This window comes from Halomonas sp. IOP_14 (assembly GCF_021021315.1).
Lineage (GTDB): Bacteria > Pseudomonadota > Gammaproteobacteria > Pseudomonadales > Halomonadaceae > Vreelandella > Vreelandella titanicae.
The window spans coordinates 113,287-131,618 of sequence record NZ_JAINWD010000008.1; the positions used below are offsets into that span (position 1 = coordinate 113,287).

Below are 18,332 nucleotides of genomic sequence, written 5' to 3' on the forward strand. Positions count from 1 at the left end.
CCGAGTGGGCCAACGATCATTGGCCTGCTACTAACCACTCAACCGCTCGCCTACCCGGCGGGCGGTTAGTTTTTTTGCTGACCAGGAGACAGGATCATGCAGCTAAGTTCGTACCAGCGCGGCCTGCTTATCGTGATACTCGGTGTGGTATGCCTCAGCTTCGACGGTCTGTTGATACGCTTGTCCGATACGGATGGCTGGACCATCGTATTCTGGCGCGGAATATTAATGTTCTGCGTGCTCGGGGTGCTGTGTAGTGTTGGCAAGCGATTGGCGACGCTGAGGAGCAACCCCTTTTCCTCGCTAGCCTCCGCCATACTGCTGGGTCTGATCTCCAGCCTTTTTGTGCTGGCGGTCATGAACGCTAACGTGGCCAACGTGGTGGTAATCCTGAGCACCGCGCCGCTGTTTGCTGCGCTGTTTTCAAGGATTTTCCTGGGTGAAAAAGTCGCGCTGCGAACGCTGGTGGCCATTGCCATCTGCATGCTGGGCATGGGCCTGGTGTTCATGGGCGAAGGGGCCATGGGAATGCTGGTAGGTAATCTTTATGCCTTGGCGGCCGCGGCAGCTATCGGCGGTAACCTGACTCTGCTGCGACGCTACCCAGCGATTGACCCTATGACGGTGGTTGCCGGTGGTGGGCTGCTCTCTGCGTCGGTTGCCCTGCCCATGGCCTCACCGCTGGATCTGGATGCCCAACGCTATGGCGTACTGGCACTGATGGGGCTGGTACAGATGCCCTTGGCCACGGTGCTGATCAACAGCGCCACCCGCTATCTGTCGTCAACGGAAGTGGCGCTGTTTTATCTGGTTGAAACGGCATTGGGCACGCTGTGGGTGTGGTGGTTATTGGGAGAAACCCCTACGACCTCGACGCTGGTCGGCGGTGGCGTGGTTATTTTGGTGTTGGTAGTGCATGCCTGGATAGGCTTGCGTCTGGAAAGACAGCGCCTGCGGCTTTATCCGGGCTTTACCGGTCAATAGAAAAACCCACCTGACAAAGGTGGGCTTGAGTGATGATTAGCGGCGTGATGCGCAGGCTAGTTCAGCGCAGCACATCCTCCTCCTTGAGCAGCTTGTAGATCGCCTCGGCGCCCTGTTCGGGGGACACATCGGTGAGCACCTGCCCGCCTTTGCCCTCCGACTTGGAAGCTGCCGCCTTGAAACGATCCCTGGCCGACGCAGCTTTAACGATTTTCAGACGCTTAGGCCGTTTACGCGCTGGGGCCAGATGCCACTGAGCTAACTCGCTGTCGGCTTCAGGGGTAGTCGGCGTGATCGCAAAGGTGGCGCGACGCGCCGGGCCGAAGGCGCTTTGACGCGCCGCCGGCGCTGCTTCATCCACGCTGATGATGGCGGGTAAGCGCACCTTGAGACGGCGACGCTGGCCCCTTGGCAACGCCTGAAGCAGCGTTACCACGCCATTTTCCACCTTTTCTACCGACGCCAAACTATTAACCAATGGCCAGCCGAGATGTTCTGCCAACGCATAGGGCAAAAGCCCAGAGCCTTCACCGCGCTCGGCCCGGGCACCGGTAATCACTAGCTGAGGCGAGGTAGCGGCCAGGTGTTCCGCCAAGGCAGGAATGGCGTCGCTGCCCTCGGGCTGCTCTAGCAATGTCATGGACTCGAGCCCCATGCCCAGGTAGCCGCGCAGAGCTGCTTCGCTGCCATCGTCCTGGGAACCCGCGTGGAGCATGCTGATCCGGGTGCCCGGCAGCTCGGCCTCTATGGCCAGCGCAAGCTCCAGGCCCCGGGCATCCTGCTCTGCGCGCCTCGCACGGCCGGTGGTAGGGTGACGGCCGATGGAGACCAGCACCGCCACGTCGATTCCCTGTTGTTGTTGCTTCTGGTGTAGATCAGGCTGCATCGCGCTGCCCTCCCCGCTGCTGTTCCACCATGGCCACTAGCGCGGCCAGAATTTGCGTGCTGTCGCCAATCACCGCCAGGTCGGCGCGCTTGATGATGTCGCACCCCGGATCGAGATTGATCGCCACCACCTTGTCGCAGCGCTGAATGCCCTGCAGGTGCTGGATAGCGCCTGAAATACCCACCGCCATATACACTCGGGCGGTCACCCAGGTGCCCGTCGCGCCCACCTGACGATCGCGGGCCATAAACCCGTCGTCCACCGCGACACGCGAGGCCCCTTCGGTAGCGCCGAGGACTTTCGCGGCATGGTGGAAGGCGTCCCACTGCTTGACGCCGTTGCCACCGGAGAGGATGAACTCAGCCTCGGCCAGCGCCACGCCAGCGGGATCCACGGCCACCTGCCCCAGGTCTTCTATACGCGATAGGGTGGTGGGGATTGTTGCCGCCAGACTCAGGTGCTCGGCCGCGTGACGCGTCTCGTCCACCGGCTCGGCGCACTCGGCCAGCGCCAGCGCAACCCGCGGCAGAGGGCGCTGGATATCCAGGCTCCCAGCGGCACCACGGGCCGTGCAGCGCCAACCCAAAGTGGCCTCATTATCAGCTTCCACCTGCCACACCCCGGTGGCAGCGCGTTCACCCAGGCGCAAGGCAAGCCGCCGCCCCAGATCGGCTCCGCCCAGGGGTGAGTCTGGCAATAGCCAGAAGCGCGGCGTCATCTCCCGCTCGACGGCGCTTAAAGCCGCCAGACGCGCTTCAGGCGCAAACCCCGCGTAAAACTCATCATCAAGATGCACGACGCGATCGATCCCGGCTTCGCCCAGCGTCTGCTCCTTAAGCTCGCCGCCACCCTCGCCCTTATACTCACCAAATAGGATCGCCACCACAGCGCCGGGCTGTTCGGCGTCGGCATCCGCCACACGCCGGGCCAGGCCCAGCAGATCCTTGTCATGTCCGGAGAGACGCCCGCCGGTCAGGTCGGGCACCACGGCCACCAGGAAGGCGGGCTGATCAATGGTCACCGTGCGGCGGCTATCGCGGGCCGCAGTGGTGGTCGCGGTGGCCTGCCCCCCTTGCTGGAGGCCACTACGGTCAATCCGTTTGACACCATTGGGGCCGATAAAACCGATGGCACGAGGGTTCTTGCGCACCACGCCGTTGGGGCCCAGCCACTCGCTGACCGCTCCGCTGCCATCCCTGTTTACACCAAGAGCGGCAAGCACGCTGGCGTACTCGGGATGCAGACGGTTCCGGGCGATCCACTCACGACGCGGATCGCGGCGAATAATCTCACTCATACGATCACCTCCTCAGCAGTCGTCGTTGCAGCAGGCCATCGGGATCCGCCAGACGCATCACCCGCGGGACGCTCTACCAGGGCATCGGCCACCAGTTCGGCAATGTCGCGCACCTCGGCGCTGGCATCCACCACCCCTTCCAACATGGCGGTGCACTGCGGGCAGCCCACCGCGACCAGCTCAGCGCCGCTCTCTTTGACGTCATTCATGCGCATGTCGGGAATCCGCTGCTTGCCGGGAATATCGGTAATCGGTGCCCCGCCACCGCCGCCGCAGCAGCGCGAGCGGTAACCGGAGCGTTCCATCTCTTTGACCTCGATGCCCAGCGCTTTAAGTACGTTGCGCGGTGCCTCGTATTCACCGTTATAGCGCCCCAGGTAACACGGGTCGTGATAGGTGACGCTGCCGCCTTTCCAGGGGGCAAAGGTCAACCGACCGGCATCATACAGTTCGGCGATAAAGGTGCTGTGGTGACGCACCTCATAATGTCCGCCCAGCTCGCCGTACTCATTGCCCAGCACATGAAAGCTGTGGGGATCGCAGGTAACAATCTGCAGGAAGCGATACTGGGACAGGGTGGCAATATTGCGCTTCGCCAGGGACTGGAACGTCGCTTCATCGCCCAGGCGCCGGGCCACATCGCCGCTATCGCGCTCTTCAGTGCCCAATACCGCGAAATCTACCTCGGCGGCCCGCAACACTTTAACCAGTGCCCGCAGAGTGCGCTGGTTACGCATATCAAAGGCTCCATCCCCCAGCCACAACAGCACGTCGACCTGCTTGATGTCGGCCATGAGCGGTAGGTTAAGATCCGCCGCCCAGTTGAGCCGCGAACCAGGGTCGAAACCACCGGGATTGTCGGTGGCGATCAAATTATCGAGCACTTCGGCGCCTTTGTTGGGCGTTTTACCGCGCTCAAGCGTCAGGTGGCGGCGCATATCGACAATCGCATCCACGTGCTCGATCATCATCGGGCACTCTTCGACACAGGCACGGCAAGTCGTGCAGGACCAGAGAGTATCGGCGTCGACCAGAGCCTTCCCCTGCAGTGCCACAATGGGCCCGTGGGGAGAGCCTGCGTGCTCACCTACCGGCTTACCGGGGTAGGGGGAGCCGGCATAGGCGGCATCGCTACCCCCGGCCATACCCACCACCATGTCCTGAATCAGCTTCTTGGGGTTGAGCGGCTGACCGGCGGCAAATGCCGGGCAAACCGCCTCGCAGCGACCGCACTGCACGCAGGCATCGAAGCCCAGCAGCTGGTTCCAGGCAAAGTCGGCAGGCTTTTCCACGCCCAGAGGCGCTGCTTCATCCTCAAGGTTTAGCGCCTTGAGACCCGTTGACCGGCCGACGCCCCCTTTTTTCGTGGAGAAGCGCTCGGCGCGACGGTGGAAGGCCAAGTGCAGGGCGCCGGCGAAAGCATGCTTCATGGGCCCGCCCCAGGTCATGCCGAAAAACATTTCCCCCAGGCCCCAGGCCACGACGCCCGCTAATACCAGCGCCAGCAACCAGCTACTGCCCCCTTCAAGCAGACCTTCGGGCAGCAGACCTACCGTGGGCAGCGTAATCAGGAAGACGCCTATCGAGAACGCCATCAGACTCTTGGGCAAGCGCATCCAGGGGCCCTTGGAGAGCCGAGCTGGAGGGTTAAGCCGCCGCCGCGCCACGAAGAGGCTACCGACAAACATGGAGGTGCTAGCCAGTAGCAGTAATCCGCCTAGCAATGGGTTGGCGATCCCCAGACCGTGCACCAGGATCATCAGCACGGCGGCGGCCACGAAGCCACCGGCGGTGGCCACGTGGGTGTTGGAGATCATTTTGTCACGCCCCACTACATGGTGCAGATCCATCAAATAGCGGCGCGGCAGGGCCACCAACCCCTTGAACAGGCTCACCCGCGAGGGGCGCCCCTGACGCCACAGGCGTATACGGCGTACAGCGCCGATTACTGCCAGGGCCAGGGCAGTAAAAATCAGTATCGGCAAGAGCGTTTCGAGCATGGTGCTCACCTCATCTTTGGTGCCATTGGCTTCGGCGGCGGGGCTGCTCTGGCGCCCCGCATTATTGTTGGCTTTCGCCTAAGTCAAAAGTCCTTGCAGATTCGCAGGGCGTCGTAAATGGCCGCATGGGTGTTACGCGGTGCCGTGCAGTCGCCTAGCCGGAACAGCAGGAAACCATCTCCTGACTCGCTCAGACAAGGCTGCGGCTGGATTGCATAGAGTGCTTCCAGATCCACCTGCCCTCTGTTGCGGGACTGCTCTTTAAGCGCGTAATAAAGCGCCTCATCAGGGCGTACACCGTTCTCAACGACCACCTGATCCACCACGCGCTCTTCCAGAGCCCCGGTGTACTCGTTTTCGAGCACCGCCACCAAGCCATCGCCCTCGCGGTAAACCTTATGCAGCATCAGGTCGGAGGACATGATCACCTCCTTCTCGTAGAGGCTGCGGTAGTAGGTGGGGAAGGTGGTACCGCCCACCGCCGCGCCGGGCTTGATATCGTCGGTGACGATCTCCACCTTGGCGCCCTTATCGGCGATAAAATCCGCCGCCGAGACGCCGGAGAACTCGCAGATGGCGTCATAAATCAACACGTTTTTACCTGGTGCCACTTTGCCAGAGAGAATATCCCAGGTGCTGACTACCAGGCTCTCCTCAGCATTCTCCGAGTAACCCCACTCGGGGTGCTGGCTAAGGAAGGGCTGGCCACCAGTGGCAAGCACCACGATATCCGGGCGCAGATCGAGCAGCGTTTCCTCATCGGCGCGGGTGCCCAGACGCAGGTCGACTTTTAGCCGCGCCAGCTCCAGCTGGAACCAGCGGGTGATACCGGCGATCTGGTCACGCTGGGGCGCCTGGGCGGCAATCGTAATCTGCCCACCCAAGGCGTCAGCGGCCTCAAACAGTGTGACATCGTGACCGCGCTCAGCGGCTACCCGCGCTGCCTCCATACCGCCGGGGCCACCGCCCACCACGACGACTTTGCGTTTGGCGCCCTCGGTTTTCTCGATGATATGCGGCAGTCCCATGTACTCCCGGGATGTCGCGGCGTTTTGAATGCACAGCACGTCGAGGCCCTGGTACTGGCGGTCGATGCAGTAGTTAGCGCCCACGCACTGTTTGATCTGATCAATCTGGCCCATCTTGATCTTGGCGATCAGGTGAGGGTCGGCAATATGTGCCCGGGTCATGCCCACCAGGTCTACATAGCCCCCTTCAAGGATACGTTGGGCCTGATTGGGATCCTTAATGTTCTGGGCGTGGATCACCGGCACGTTCACCACTTCCTTGATCCCCGCCGCCAGGTGTAGGAAAGGCTCCGGCGGGTAGGACATATTGGGGATAACGTTGGCCAGGGTGTTGTGAGTGTCGCAGCCAGAACCGATAACGCCGAAGAAATCCACCATACCGGTGGCATCGTAGTAGGCGGCGATCTGCTTCATATCGTCGTGAGAAAGACCATCCGGGTGGAACTCGTCGCCACAGATACGCATGCCAACGCAGAAGTCGTCGCCCACTTCAGCACGTACGGCTTTAAGCACTTCCATACCGAAGCGCATACGGTTCTCGAAGCTACCGCCCCACTCGTCCTCACGCTTGTTGACCCGTGGGCTCCAGAACTGATCGATCAAATGCTGGTGCACGGCAGAGAGCTCAACACCGTCGAGGCCCCCTTCCTTTGCCCGGCGCGCGGCCTGGGCAAAGTCGCCGACAATACGCCAGATCTCTTCTTCCTCAATGGTCTTACAGGTCGAGCGGTGCACCGGCTCGCGGATACCGGAGGGGGATACCAGGGTCGACCAGTCGAAACCGTCCCAGCGGGAGCGGCGTCCCATATGAGTAATCTGGATCATGATCTTGCCGCCGTGCTTATGCACGGCATCGGCCAAATTCTGGAAGTGCGGAATAATGCGATCGGTGGAAAGGTTTACCGAGCTCCACCAGCCCTGAGGGCTATCGATGGACACCACCGATGAGCCACCGCAAATACATAGACCACAACCACCTTTGGCCTTCTCCTCGTAGTACCTCACGTAGCGCTCAGTGGTCATGCCGCCGTCGGTGGCATGCACCTCAGCGTGAGCGGTACTGACCACACGGTTGCGGATGGTCAGCTTACCGATCTCGATCGGCTCGAAAATTGCGTCGAATGCCATGTTTGTCTCTCCTCGTACCCCAGTTAGCGGGCAGCGTCGGTCAGCGGCTGGACGGCGAAGATGCCTACATCACAGCCAGGCTCGGCTGCACTCTGCGTCTGCTCGGCAACGGTACGCAGTGAACTTCCGCAGGCAGCGAGGATTTGATCCATGGCCCCGGCGAACCAACCGGTGAACATGTACTCTTCCTTGTTCCCGGTTTTGCCAAGCTGGTAAACAAAAGCGCTGTGCTCAAGTCGTACTTGGGCAGTGCCCGAGTCGAGATCGATCTGCTCAGTAAGGAAAAGCCCCCAGCCGCGCTGGGAGAGACGATTCATGTAGTGCTCGAAGACGGCCACACCTTCGATGCCGTGACATTCGGCCTCTTTTTCACACCAGTGCCAAGCACTCTTGTAGCCGGCGTGATAGAGAATCTCGGCATACTTCTCGGCACCCAGCGCCTCTTCGACGGCCACATGGTTGTTGATAAAAAAGTGCCGTGGTACATAGAGCATAGGCAGCGCATCGGTCGTCCAGACGCCTGTTTCGCTATCCACTTCGATGGGCAGTGCGGGGGCCAGTTTGGTCACGGTTGTATTCCTCAAATCTTGCTGATTGTTATGAAGTAGCTAAGCAGCCGTTCTGCAAGGGAAGCGGCGCCGGGGATAGGCCGTAGAGGGGGTCTTTTGCCATGGATGGCAAAAGTAGCGTCCAGGGAGGGATTCACAGCGCCCCCTCGTAGGCCTATCGCCGGTAAAGCCGCGTGTCAGGGCACTACTGCGGCTTTACCTCTGGCGCCCGTCCCTTGCTATGGCGGTATCCTCAGGCGCCCCACACATCCTTAAGCACACGCACCCAGTTCTCGCCCATGATCTTGCGCACCTGGGTCTCACTTAAGCCGCGCTTGAGGAGTGCCTCGGTGAGATTGGGGAACTCCCCAATGGTGCGAATTCCTTTGGGATTGATGATCTTGCCAAAGTCAGTGAGGCGACGGGCGTAGCCCTTGTCATGGGTCAACCACTCGAAAAACTCTTGACCATGCCCTTGGGTGAAATCGGTACCGATGCCGATAGCGTCCTCACCGACGATATTCATGACGTACTCGATCGCCTCGCAGTAGTCTTCGATGGTTGAGTCGATGCCCTTTTTGAGGAACGGCGCAAACATGGTGACACCCACAAAACCGCCGTGGTCGGCAATGAATTTCAACTCTTGATCAGATTTGTTGCGCGGATGCTCTTTGAGGCCGGAGGGCAGGCAGTGTGAGTAGCAGACTGGCTTTTTGGACTCAAGAATGACCTCTTCGGAGGTCTTGGCACCGACGTGAGAGAGGTCGCACATGATGCCAACCCGGTTCATCTCGGCAACGATTTCGCGGCCAAAGCCAGACAGGCCGCCGTCACGCTCGTAGCAGCCGGTCCCCACCAGATTCTGGGTGTTGTAGCACATCTGTACGATACCCACGCCCAGCTGCTTGAAGATCTCAACGTAGCCAATTTGGTCTTCAAAGGCATGGGCATTCTGGAAGCCGAAGATGATGCCGGTCTTGCCCTCTTCTTTCGCGCGAGTGATGTCAGCGGTGGTGCGAACAGGGCGCACCAGGTCACTACACTCCGCCATCAACTGGTTAGACTTGACGATATTATCGACCGTGGCCTGAAAACCTTCCCACACGGAGACTGTGCAGTTGGCAGCGGTAAGACCGCCGCGACGCATGTCCTCAAGCAGCTCACGATTCCATTTGGCGATGATCAGACCATCAATGACGATGGCGTCATTGTGCAGTTCAGAGGGGGTCATAGCTAAGCTCCAACATTGGTTAATGTAGCGAGCATAGCGCTGACGTTGGGTTTAGCTGCTCTTGGAAACGACGGCGGAAATTCCAAAAGCGTCATCGTGTCGTGAACACGACAACTACCCGTGTATCCGCTGACCTTTGCAAAGAAGGGGGAGTACTTTAATGATAGCGGCTACTAAAAAACCTGCTGCCCGGAGGTAAGCAGCAGGTTTGGAATAGTGGTGACGAAGTACCTATCAGCTCAGTAGCGGCACGCTGGCAAAGGTAGGCTCACCCTGGGCATGGGCAAGCGCCTGCTGGGCACTCGAAAGAGGTTCGCTTTTATAAGGCTCGCCCCCCCATCGCTGAATTAACGATGTCGACTTAGTTTGGTTATTTCCTTGGCGGTCGTGCACACCCAAGCGCTCATTTCTCGGCGGCACACCAAAATATTCACGATAACACTTGGAAAAATGGGGCGTGGACACAAAACCGCAAACAGAAGCAATCTCGATAATCGACAGAGGCGTTTGCTTGAGCAATTGCCGAGCGCGCACTAAACGCAGCTTGAGGTAATAGCGAGACGGTGAACAAAGCAAATAGCGCTGGAACAACCGCTCCAACTGGCGCCGTGAAACATTCACATAGCTTGCCAGTTCATCGAGCTCGATGGGCTCTTCAAGGTTGGATTCCATCAACGCCACAATTTCTAACAACTTAGGCTGAGTGGTGCCCAGCACGTGCTTAAGAGGTACCCGCTGCTGATCCTGCTCGTTACGCACGCGTTCATAGATAAACATCTCGGAAATGCCTGCCGAAAGCTCGCGCCCATGGTCGTGAGCAATCAGGTTGAGCATCATATCGAGCGGCGCTGTGCCGCCTGAAGCGGTGAATCGATCACGATCAATAGAGAAAAGGTGCGGGGTCAGAATAACGTTGGGGAACGCTTCCTGCATGGAGGCCAGACACTCCCAGTGCACACTGGTTTCATAGTGATCCAGCAATCCGGCCTGCCCTAGCGCCCAACTGCCCGTACATACCGAGCCTAATCGTTTTAACTGGCGTGACTGCGACTGAAGCCAGCGTATGTGGTCACGGGTAACGCTGTGCTGCGGACCTACCCCGCCACAAACGACCACCCACTCAAGCGAGAGCGGGGTCTGCATAGAGGCATCAGGAGTCACCTGCAGCCCATCGCTGGCGCGTACGGGCAGACCGTCTTGGGTCAGGGTAAACCAGCGATACAACTCACGACCGGCCAGTTGATTGGCCATCCGTAAAGGTTCTATCGCCGACGCCAGGGAAATCAGTGTGAAATTATCTAATAGTAGAAAACCAAGGGTTTGCGGTTCGCCCGCACGATTGGTATTTGCTGCCGGGTCTTTTGCTAGATTTGATGTCATGGTTTTACCCTCCGTCACCTTTTAATCATCTTTTTTTTTCTTATTAGTATGTAGGCGTCGCTGGCGTCTTTTAGTTTCCCTTTACTAGCGTGAATACTCACTAGTTCAGGGGTGGCATTGCTCTTTGGTCGTATATTGGCACGAATAGGGCGGATAGCGACAAAACGATTGCGCGAACTTGGCTCTCCGTCGCAAATGCAACACTGGAGGTCGTTTCCGAAACCTTTGTAAGGTCACGGAGGATAATGCAATGCAGCCTCTCGCCAAGCGCCTAAGCTGGCTAGTAGCTTACTCAGCTAAGGGGCCTCGGCATCTTCAGCAACAGGTTTGATGGGGTCACCGTTTTCATCCAGCAGTTGATGATCGTAAGCGGCCTGAAGGCCAGTATCTTCAACCTCTGTCGGTTGCGGCTCTTCTTCTGTCAAATAGTCGATATGGCCCGGATAAAGCGGTGATAGCACCGCGACCAGGATGCCGACCACCGAAAAGATCGAAAACGCATCCGCATACCCAAGCCTGTCGACCAGCACACCAATCACCGGCGAGCCCACCGCCTGCCCAAGCGCGCAGGCCATAAAGGGTAATACCGGCCCCATCGATAACCGCCCAGGCAGCAGTCGGATGCCGGTCATCAGGTACAGCCCCGTTAAGCTCATGTAAGCGAGACCGAAAACCATCGCGGAAAATATCGCCAGCGCTAATTGACCAGGGCTAGCGGCCAGCAACGCCAAGCTTGAAGACAGCATCATCAACATCAACGCCTGGGTGATGGGTGGATTATTACGGTCGGCCAAATCACTTATCACGGCACCGCCGAGCCCGGCGATACCTACCGCGAACCATAGCCAACCGGTGTGCCCTGGAGAGAGCGCGCCAAGGGTAACCGCCAGATCGGGAGCAAAAAGCCAGTACGGCGCAGATACAAAGCCCATTGCGAAGGCAAAAATCGTAAGCCGAATGAGGCGCGACCATTGCGACCTAGTGATGGGCGGTGGTGGTGCAGCATTAGCTGGAATGACCCGTGACACTGAAGGGATGAAGTACCATGCCGCCACGCCCCCCATAGCGGTAAGCGCAGCAAATATCGTGTAGGTCAGTCGCCATGCATCCGACAAGAACACAACGGTCGGTACCGCCACGATAATACCGATGCTAGTACCGGCATTCATAATCGAGCTGACGCGCCCATGCATTGCACGGCTCACCAGCGCCTGCATCGCAGCGGTCAGCGCGGGCATCATTAAACCAGTGCAGATCCCGCAGATAAACACACCAATACCAAGCGATAGCGCGTCTGACGACTGGCTGATCAATGCTAAACCGCCAACACCGAAAGACCCTGAGAGAATGGCTAAGTTGCGCGCACCGAGCCGATCAGCGGCAAGCGGCGCGACCAGTGTGGAAAGCACAAAGCTAATAAACGGCAGCGCCCCGATAATGCCGACCAAGTAAGACGTCAGCGAAAGCTCGGCACTGATAGAAGGTACAAACAGACCAAAGGCAAAACGTGCAAGCCCGTAACTGATCGCCACCAGCGCGGCTCCAAATAGGGCAAACCCCATGTTCGACAACGCTTTCATGCGGAGTCCTCCACTGCCATTGGCTGCATGTATACAAGGTCGCTATGAGCATTGTCTTCGCAACTTCCGCGATGAGCAATGCAGATTTTGAACAGGTAGCGGGTAATCTCCAGTGATCATCAGAACGATAAGTGGAGTTAAGCAGGCAGCCTTTGTTGAATGTCCGCTTTCAGGCTTACGGAAGCCTCCACCAAGGACTACCAGCCATATCTTCCCTCACTCACATAGGTGAGAGAATGACCACTGAACATAATTGCCACGCGGCATTCCAGGGCTTACAACTATACGGCGAGATAAAATTAATAATTCAACAACAGGAAGATTAACGCTATGTCGATTGAGCTTTGGCTATCGTTTGTGTTGGCTTCGTTTTTGGTTATCGCGTCCCCCGGCCCCGCCGTTGCTCTACTGGTAGTGACCGGCATCAATCAAGGTCGCAAAGCTGCTCTGGCGATGTTGCCTGGCTTTTTCTTGGGTGACCTGGTGGCGATGTCACTTTCGTTTGCCGGCGTAGGCGCGTTGCTGATGGCATCGGCGGAGCTATTCGCCATGGTTAAATGGCTAGGGGTTCTCTATCTGCTTTATCTAGGCATCAAGATGTGGCGTGAATCCGGCCAATTGAATGACCTGGAAGCCTCTGGGGTGAACGTTCAGCAAAGCACCGCAAAAGCATTCTGGGTGACGCTGCTAAACCCCAAAAGCATTCTATTCTTCATGGCATTCATGCCGCAGTTTATTAACCAAACCCAACCTCTGGCGCCCCAGTTGGCGATTCTGTTTGCTACGTTTCTTGTGATCGGTGTCATCTCAGATCTCGGCTACACACTGCTGTCGACCACTAGCAGACAGCTGATGACCGCCAAGTTTCGCCGCCTCTTACACCGCTGCGGCGCCGGTAGTTTGATTGGCGCTGGTGTGCTGATGACCTTAATGCGCCGCCCGACTGCCTAACTAATCTAATCGGAGGTTATTTATGCCACACCCGATAGCGAAGAAGGATTTTCCTGTCTCCAACGCCAGGCACTTTCTTGAACCTGGCCCGATTGTGCTGGTGTCATCACAATGGCAACAACAAACCAACATCATGACCATGGGGTGGCACATGGTCATGGCGTTCTCCCCCTCACTCTTAGGCTGCGTTATTGATGCCGGGAATCACTCCCATGCGCTGGTGTGCAACAGCGGCGAATGCGTAATCAATATTCCTTCGGCATCACTTGTCGATAAGGTCGTGGGTATCGGTAACTGTTCAGGAAGCGAGATCGACAAGTTCAAAGCGTTTGAGCTAACCCCAGGCAAGTCAGAAAAGGTCGGGGCGCCACGGATAGAGGAATGCTATGCGTCTTTCGAGTGCCGCTTGCATGATGACGCCATGATTGAACGCTACAACCTGTTTGTTTTTGAGGTCGTTAAAGCCCACGCAGCGCCTTCGGCAGATGAGGAAGAATCGCTGCACTACCGGGGTATGGGAGAGTTCATGCTGTCGGGTCAATCCATCGACCGTACGGAACTGTTTAAGCCATCAATGCTTATTTAAATAGAACTGCCATTGAGGCTTTCGCCACTCCCTTTCTATTAATTTAGCCAGCTAGGTCGACTTACTAACTTGCTGCCATAGCATCCAGCTGCGTACCAGTAGACAGACCAAGGATATTGATGATCGTGATGCGCCGCCCGACAGAGTAGTATCAAATTGATGTTAGCCCTACGACAACGCCCTCTCTGTTATCGCAGGGCGGAGAGGGTTACAGGGTAAGGCCGAGCAACAGATACATGGCCAGGGAAAGCAAGGCGACGGCTAGCGCAAAGGGAATTTGCGTTTTGATATGGTCGATATGATCAGAGGCGGCCCCGGTCGAGGCGAGCACAGAGGTATCCGATAAGGGTGAACAGTGATCCCCAAAGACACCGCCTCCCGCCACGGCGGCCACTGTGGCATACACCAGCGGTGTAATCATATCGCCGCTGAAGTTAAAGGCGAGCGGCACGGCGAGTGGCATCATGATAGCGAAAGTGCCCCATGAAGTGCCGGTGGAAAAAGCGATAACGGCGGCAATAAGGAACGTCATGGCCGGGAGCAAAGCAGGTGTTAGCCAGCCAGCGGTGGCTTCGACGATATAGTTGGCCGTGCCCATGTCTTTGGAAAGTTGATTCAACGAGTAGGCTAACGCCAGAATGATAATGGCTGGCATTACTCCCTTCATCCCCGCCATCGAGGTTTTCATAATGTCGTTGAAGGGAATGCCCTGAAGGCGCATAACGATACCGAGAAACACGGAAGCCGCCAGAAATGCCTCCATGGTCTTGGCCGAGTCCATCACGATAAAGGTGCCCACCGCAACGCCGATCACTACCAGTACCGGGGCGAAAAAATTCCAAAACAGGCTGGTACGTGCTCCTTCATAAGGCGGAATTTCCGTCAGTTCCTCACCCACCAGCGGTTCTGCCCCGTCGCGTAGCACTTTGCCCTCTTCCTGAGCCCGACGCTCAGCTTCACGCATCGGCCCGAAGAGCGGAATGACGCCCACGATCACCAGCCCGACCACCAACACCGATAGCCATGCATAGAGATTGAAAGGTATGGCATGCAGGAATACCCCCATCGCCTGGGCAGCATTTTCGATGGGGCCCATGCCGATCAACAAACCGGAGATAAACACTGCCCAGCCAGTGATAGGCACCATTACACTCACCGGGGCCGAGGTGGAGTCAGCGATATACGCCAGCTTTTCCCGCGAGACCCGGTAACGATCCGTCAGTCCACGCATAGTACTGCCGACAAACAGAGGGCTGAAGTAGTCGCTGAAAAAAACGAACATGCCCATCACCCAGGCAACCAGTTGAACCCGCACCCGCGATAAGGCACGGCGTTCCACCCAGGCGGTAAAGTTCTGAATCGCCCCAGTGCGTTGAAAAAACGCGATCACCGTGCCAATGAATAGCTCCAACAGCAGTATCCAGGAGAAGCTGGTGGTGCCCAGGGTTTCCTTGAGCAGCGTCGGAAACCCCATCAATCCATTGCCCAGGGTAATCACCCCAACGAAACAAGCAACAGCCAGCGAGAAAACCGTATTACGGGTGACAAATGCCAGCACGATGGCCAATGCCGCCGGCATGACGGACAGCAGCCCTATATGATCTTGAGGATCCATTGTCATCTCTCTTTTTTTATAGTGGTGGGTGGAGTCAGGTTTCGTTTTTTGCCTTACGGCGCTCCATTTCACTGGTCAGGTAAAAACCCAACCGACGTACGGGATCGGGCGGCATCCAGCTCGCTTTGCCGAATAAAGATGCAATATCCTCAACCGGTTGGCCGAGCGCGTAGCGAGCTAAAGCATCCCCCAGGAAGGTACCCTTGACGATACCGCCGCCATTGCACCCCGCTGATACATATAACCCGGGCTGGATCTCGCCCCAGAGCGGAGCACCGTTATGAGTCAGCCCGGTGGTACCTCCCCAAACCTTGTCGAAGCGCACTGGGGTAAGTTCGGGGTAGCGGGCCTCAAGGCTCACTTTCAGTTCGGCCTCGATACGGGCGTTATCGGCTTCGCGCTCATAGCTGTAACGCGAGCGGATCATCAAACGTCCGTCAGCGGTGGTGCGCAACGTACAGCCTAAGCGGTGTGCGGGTAGCAGTCCCCAGGTCGTCTCGGCGATGCGTTGGCGCTCGGGCTGCGGTAAAGGCTCGGTAATAGCGGCATAGGTATAAATAGCGGTTAGCCGCGAAGGGTCTGCACCCAAAGCCCTAGAAAAAGCGTTATTGGCCAGAATCACCTGTTCAGCCGTTACTTCGCCTTCGGGTGTAGTCACACGCCACTTCTTGCCATCAGGCACTATTTGAGTCGCGGGCGAGTGCTCATGCAGCTCGATGCCGGCTTCCAATGAATCTGCCAAACCAACAATCAATGCTGCAGGCTGGACGAGATAGCAGTCCGGTGAATAAATACCCTGTGTGTAGTAGCGCGTACCGATTCGCTCAGCGAGTTGGCTGCCGTTCAAGGTCTGGTAAGACAGACCGGCAGCTTTCAGAAACTCCTCATACTGGCTCAAGGCACGTTGGCCTATCGTGCTACGGGCAGCGCGATAGGTGCCGCTACGCTCGAGTTGGCAGTCAATGCCTAGGCGTTCGACACGCTCGCGCAGTAACGCCATGGTTTGTCGGCTTAACGCGTTCAGCTTCTCCATGCGCTCAAGCTCTTCGGGGCGAGCATCGTTGGCTAGAGCAATTTCCAGCATAAAGCCGGAGTTACGCCCTGGACTCCCTTCACCTACCTGGTCAGCTTCGAGGATTTTGATGCGGTCTTCAGGGCGCGCCTGCTGCCAGGCCGAGGCTGCCGCAAAACCGGTATAACCAGCCCCGATGATGACGACATCTGCCTCAGATTGACCACTTAAGGCGGGGCGCGGCTGGCGCTCGGTTAGCCAAGCGTTCCAGCCGCAAGGGCGTTGATGGCTTGGGTGCGTAGTGTGTGGCATAGAGAGTTAATCCAGATACAGCAGGCCATGGGCCTGATTGACCATGGCAGCCACTTCTTCCTGCATGCCTTGGAGTACTTCCAGCTTATGGCTCTTCGTCATACGCGATTTGAGCATCGAACAACTCATGGCACCCAGGGGGTGGCCGCTATGATCGAGGATAGGAATGGCCAGGCCGCTGTATTCCGGAAGCAAAGAGCCTTCTACGCCACGGGCGTAACCATGTTTCAGTTGGTGGGAAATTTCGGCTTCGATGTCGGCGATGGCAATCGCGTATTCGTCCATCAGCTGTTCAGCGTTATGGTTGAGTATTTCGCTTCGCTCATCAGCCCCCAGGTAGGCAAGTAAGGCAATTGAGGCTTGACCAACGCCTAGCGGCAAACGTCCACCCGTCGCTCTAACAAAGCTGCCCACGGGATAAGCGCCGTTCTGCACTTCCAGGCAAACGGCATTAACGCCATCGCGAGCGAACAGGTAGAAGCTGTCGCCCCAGCGCTGCGCGAGTGTCAGCAACCTTGGTCGGGCCAAATCACGCAACCCGGCACCATTTCCCGCTTGGGCGCCAAGCACCAGCAGCTCATAACCCAGCAGGTAACGCCCACGAATGGGAGAAGATCGTAAAAATCCCTGCTGCTTGAGACCTTTTAACAACCGATAGAGAGTAGGACGGCTGAAACTCAATTCATTCAGATAATCGTCTACACTTGCACCCCGGTGGCCGCCACGTGCAGTAACCTGCAATATCTGCATGGCATGAACGAGAGTGGTAGGGCCTGATGAGGTGATGCTTTCATTTACCGGCATTATGTTTATCGTTATTTGTCTATGTGAGCTAAAACATAACAAGACAAATTCACGAGTTCATCTCACTAAATGAGACAAAGCCGCTTTAGCGCATACGAGGTAGAGGTTGGCATAGGTCAACATATGACGACATTCAAAATCAAAAAACTCATACAAAAGCTACCGATAATTGTACAAAAATGATCTTCTATAGCCTTGCGCCCAATGGATGAAGGGCGACAACCGGCTGAGTGTTAGACTGGTGTTAGCTAACCCGGCTTCTTCTAATATGTTCCTGAAAAGGCGAATTGATGACCACCGTTGCCGTATTTGTTGATATTCAAAACGTCTATTACACCGTGCGCGAAGCATATGGCAAAAACTTTGATTACAACAAATTCTGGGCACGAGTAACCGCTAACAGAGAGGTTATTAAAGCTGTTTGCTATGCCATCGATCGAGGTGACCAAAAGCAGCGAGAGTTTCAAAACATACTCAGAGCGATTGGTTTTGAGGTGAAATTAAAGCCTTTTATTCAGCGGTCAGACGGTTCCGCAAAAGGCGATTGGGATGTAGGCATCGCGCTTGACGCCATGGAGTACGCAGAACAGGCAGATGTGATCGTGCTGGTATCCGGCGATGGTGATTTTGATCTACTAGTCCAAAAAATCCGTGCTAAGCATGGCAAAAAAGTCGAAGTTTATGGCGTTCCCCAACTGACGGCAGCATCGCTAATAAATGCGGCCAGTGAGTTTATCGCGATAGATAAAGCGCTTCTATTAAATTAATTATAGTTCGAAAAGAGTCTACGCTGCTGTTGATAGCTATTTCGATAGAAGGCTGCCGCGAAGAAATGGGGATTGACCAGGTTTCCGGCCGGTAGCACATCTATCTAGACGCTATACAAAAATATCAACCAATTCAAAACGTTTATCCATCGTTTATTAGATTGTGGAAAATAAGCGAGGCGAACCTTTCAAACGCATACTTTAGTCTAAACCCCCCATCATA

At 56.8% G+C, this 18,332-nt stretch carries 15 protein-coding genes; 4 read left to right on the forward strand and 11 right to left on the reverse strand.

Translation table 11 applies throughout. The annotated features are described in order from the left end of the window. Window positions 1–96 precede the first annotated feature (96 nt). Window positions 97–984, forward strand: a complete 888-nt coding sequence (locus K7H09_RS08690; protein WP_141440489.1) for a DMT family transporter — start codon at window positions 97–99, stop codon at window positions 982–984. A gap of 61 nt (window positions 985–1,045) precedes the next feature. Here the strand turns inward: K7H09_RS08690 and etfB are convergent, their stop codons facing one another. The 8 genes from etfB to K7H09_RS08730 form a co-directional block, all read right to left on the reverse strand. Further along, window positions 1,046–1,870, reverse strand: coding sequence for an electron transfer flavoprotein subunit beta (gene etfB / locus K7H09_RS08695; RefSeq protein ID WP_027958325.1), 825 nt, complete (start codon window positions 1,868–1,870; stop codon window positions 1,046–1,048). Then, complete coding sequence (gene etfA / locus K7H09_RS08700; RefSeq protein ID WP_027958326.1) at window positions 1,860–3,167, reverse strand: electron transfer flavoprotein subunit alpha; 1,308 nt, start codon at window positions 3,165–3,167, stop codon at window positions 1,860–1,862. The genes etfB and etfA overlap by 11 nt, the downstream gene beginning before the upstream one ends. Continuing rightward, window positions 3,164–5,167, reverse strand: coding sequence for a (Fe-S)-binding protein (locus tag K7H09_RS08705; RefSeq protein ID WP_035537895.1), 2,004 nt, complete (start codon window positions 5,165–5,167; stop codon window positions 3,164–3,166). Before K7H09_RS08705 ends, etfA begins: the two co-directional genes overlap by 4 nt. Window positions 5,168–5,250: 83 nt before the next feature. Then, on the reverse strand, window positions 5,251–7,323 hold the full coding sequence (gene dgcA, locus K7H09_RS08710) for a dimethylglycine demethylation protein DgcA (protein ID WP_027958328.1): 2,073 nt from the start codon (window positions 7,321–7,323) through the stop codon (window positions 5,251–5,253). A gap of 23 nt (window positions 7,324–7,346) precedes the next feature. Continuing rightward, window positions 7,347–7,892 (reverse strand): DUF5943 domain-containing protein, encoded by a 546-nt coding sequence (locus tag K7H09_RS08715; RefSeq protein ID WP_027958329.1) that lies wholly within the window; start codon window positions 7,890–7,892, stop codon window positions 7,347–7,349. A gap of 232 nt (window positions 7,893–8,124) precedes the next feature. Further along, the gene (locus tag K7H09_RS08720; RefSeq protein ID WP_009286052.1) at window positions 8,125–9,102 is read right to left on the reverse strand and encodes a dipeptidase; all 978 of its coding nucleotides are present in this window, start codon (window positions 9,100–9,102) and stop codon (window positions 8,125–8,127) included. Between the two features lie 234 nt (window positions 9,103–9,336). Beyond that, window positions 9,337–10,482, reverse strand: coding sequence for a GlxA family transcriptional regulator (locus tag K7H09_RS08725; protein ID WP_027958330.1), 1,146 nt, complete (start codon window positions 10,480–10,482; stop codon window positions 9,337–9,339). Window positions 10,483–10,778: 296 nt separating this feature from the next. Continuing rightward, window positions 10,779–12,062, reverse strand: coding sequence for an MFS transporter (locus tag K7H09_RS08730; protein WP_027958331.1), 1,284 nt, complete (start codon window positions 12,060–12,062; stop codon window positions 10,779–10,781). Window positions 12,063–12,392: 330 nt separating this feature from the next. Between K7H09_RS08730 and K7H09_RS08735 the strand changes: the two genes are divergently transcribed. Both K7H09_RS08735 and K7H09_RS08740 read left to right on the forward strand, forming a co-directional pair. Continuing rightward, the gene (locus K7H09_RS08735) at window positions 12,393–13,013 is read left to right on the forward strand and encodes a LysE family translocator (protein WP_041159053.1); all 621 of its coding nucleotides are present in this window, start codon (window positions 12,393–12,395) and stop codon (window positions 13,011–13,013) included. Window positions 13,014–13,035: 22 nt separating this feature from the next. Beyond that, window positions 13,036–13,599, forward strand: a complete 564-nt coding sequence (locus tag K7H09_RS08740; RefSeq protein WP_141440488.1) for a flavin reductase family protein — start codon at window positions 13,036–13,038, stop codon at window positions 13,597–13,599. Between the two features lie 208 nt (window positions 13,600–13,807). Here the strand turns inward: K7H09_RS08740 and K7H09_RS08745 are convergent, their stop codons facing one another. Genes K7H09_RS08745 through K7H09_RS08755 form a run of 3 tightly spaced genes read right to left on the reverse strand, consistent with a single transcriptional unit; the run spans window position 13,808 to window position 17,342 of the window. Next, window positions 13,808–15,214 carry a Na+/H+ antiporter NhaC family protein gene (locus K7H09_RS08745; RefSeq protein ID WP_141440487.1) on the reverse strand — a complete coding sequence of 469 codons (1,407 nt, stop codon included), beginning with the start codon at window positions 15,212–15,214 and terminating at the stop codon, window positions 13,808–13,810. Window positions 15,215–15,248: 34 nt separating this feature from the next. Continuing rightward, entirely contained in the window at window positions 15,249–16,538 is a 1,290-nt protein-coding gene (locus K7H09_RS08750) for an NAD(P)/FAD-dependent oxidoreductase (RefSeq protein ID WP_141440486.1), read from the reverse strand. 6 nt (window positions 16,539–16,544) lie between these two features. Next, complete coding sequence (locus tag K7H09_RS08755) at window positions 16,545–17,342, reverse strand: IclR family transcriptional regulator (protein WP_230804427.1); 798 nt, start codon at window positions 17,340–17,342, stop codon at window positions 16,545–16,547. Between the two features lie 290 nt (window positions 17,343–17,632). Between K7H09_RS08755 and K7H09_RS08760 the strand changes: the two genes are divergently transcribed. Then, complete coding sequence (locus K7H09_RS08760; protein ID WP_022521458.1) at window positions 17,633–18,109, forward strand: NYN domain-containing protein; 477 nt, start codon at window positions 17,633–17,635, stop codon at window positions 18,107–18,109. Window positions 18,110–18,332: the final 223 nt, after the last annotated feature.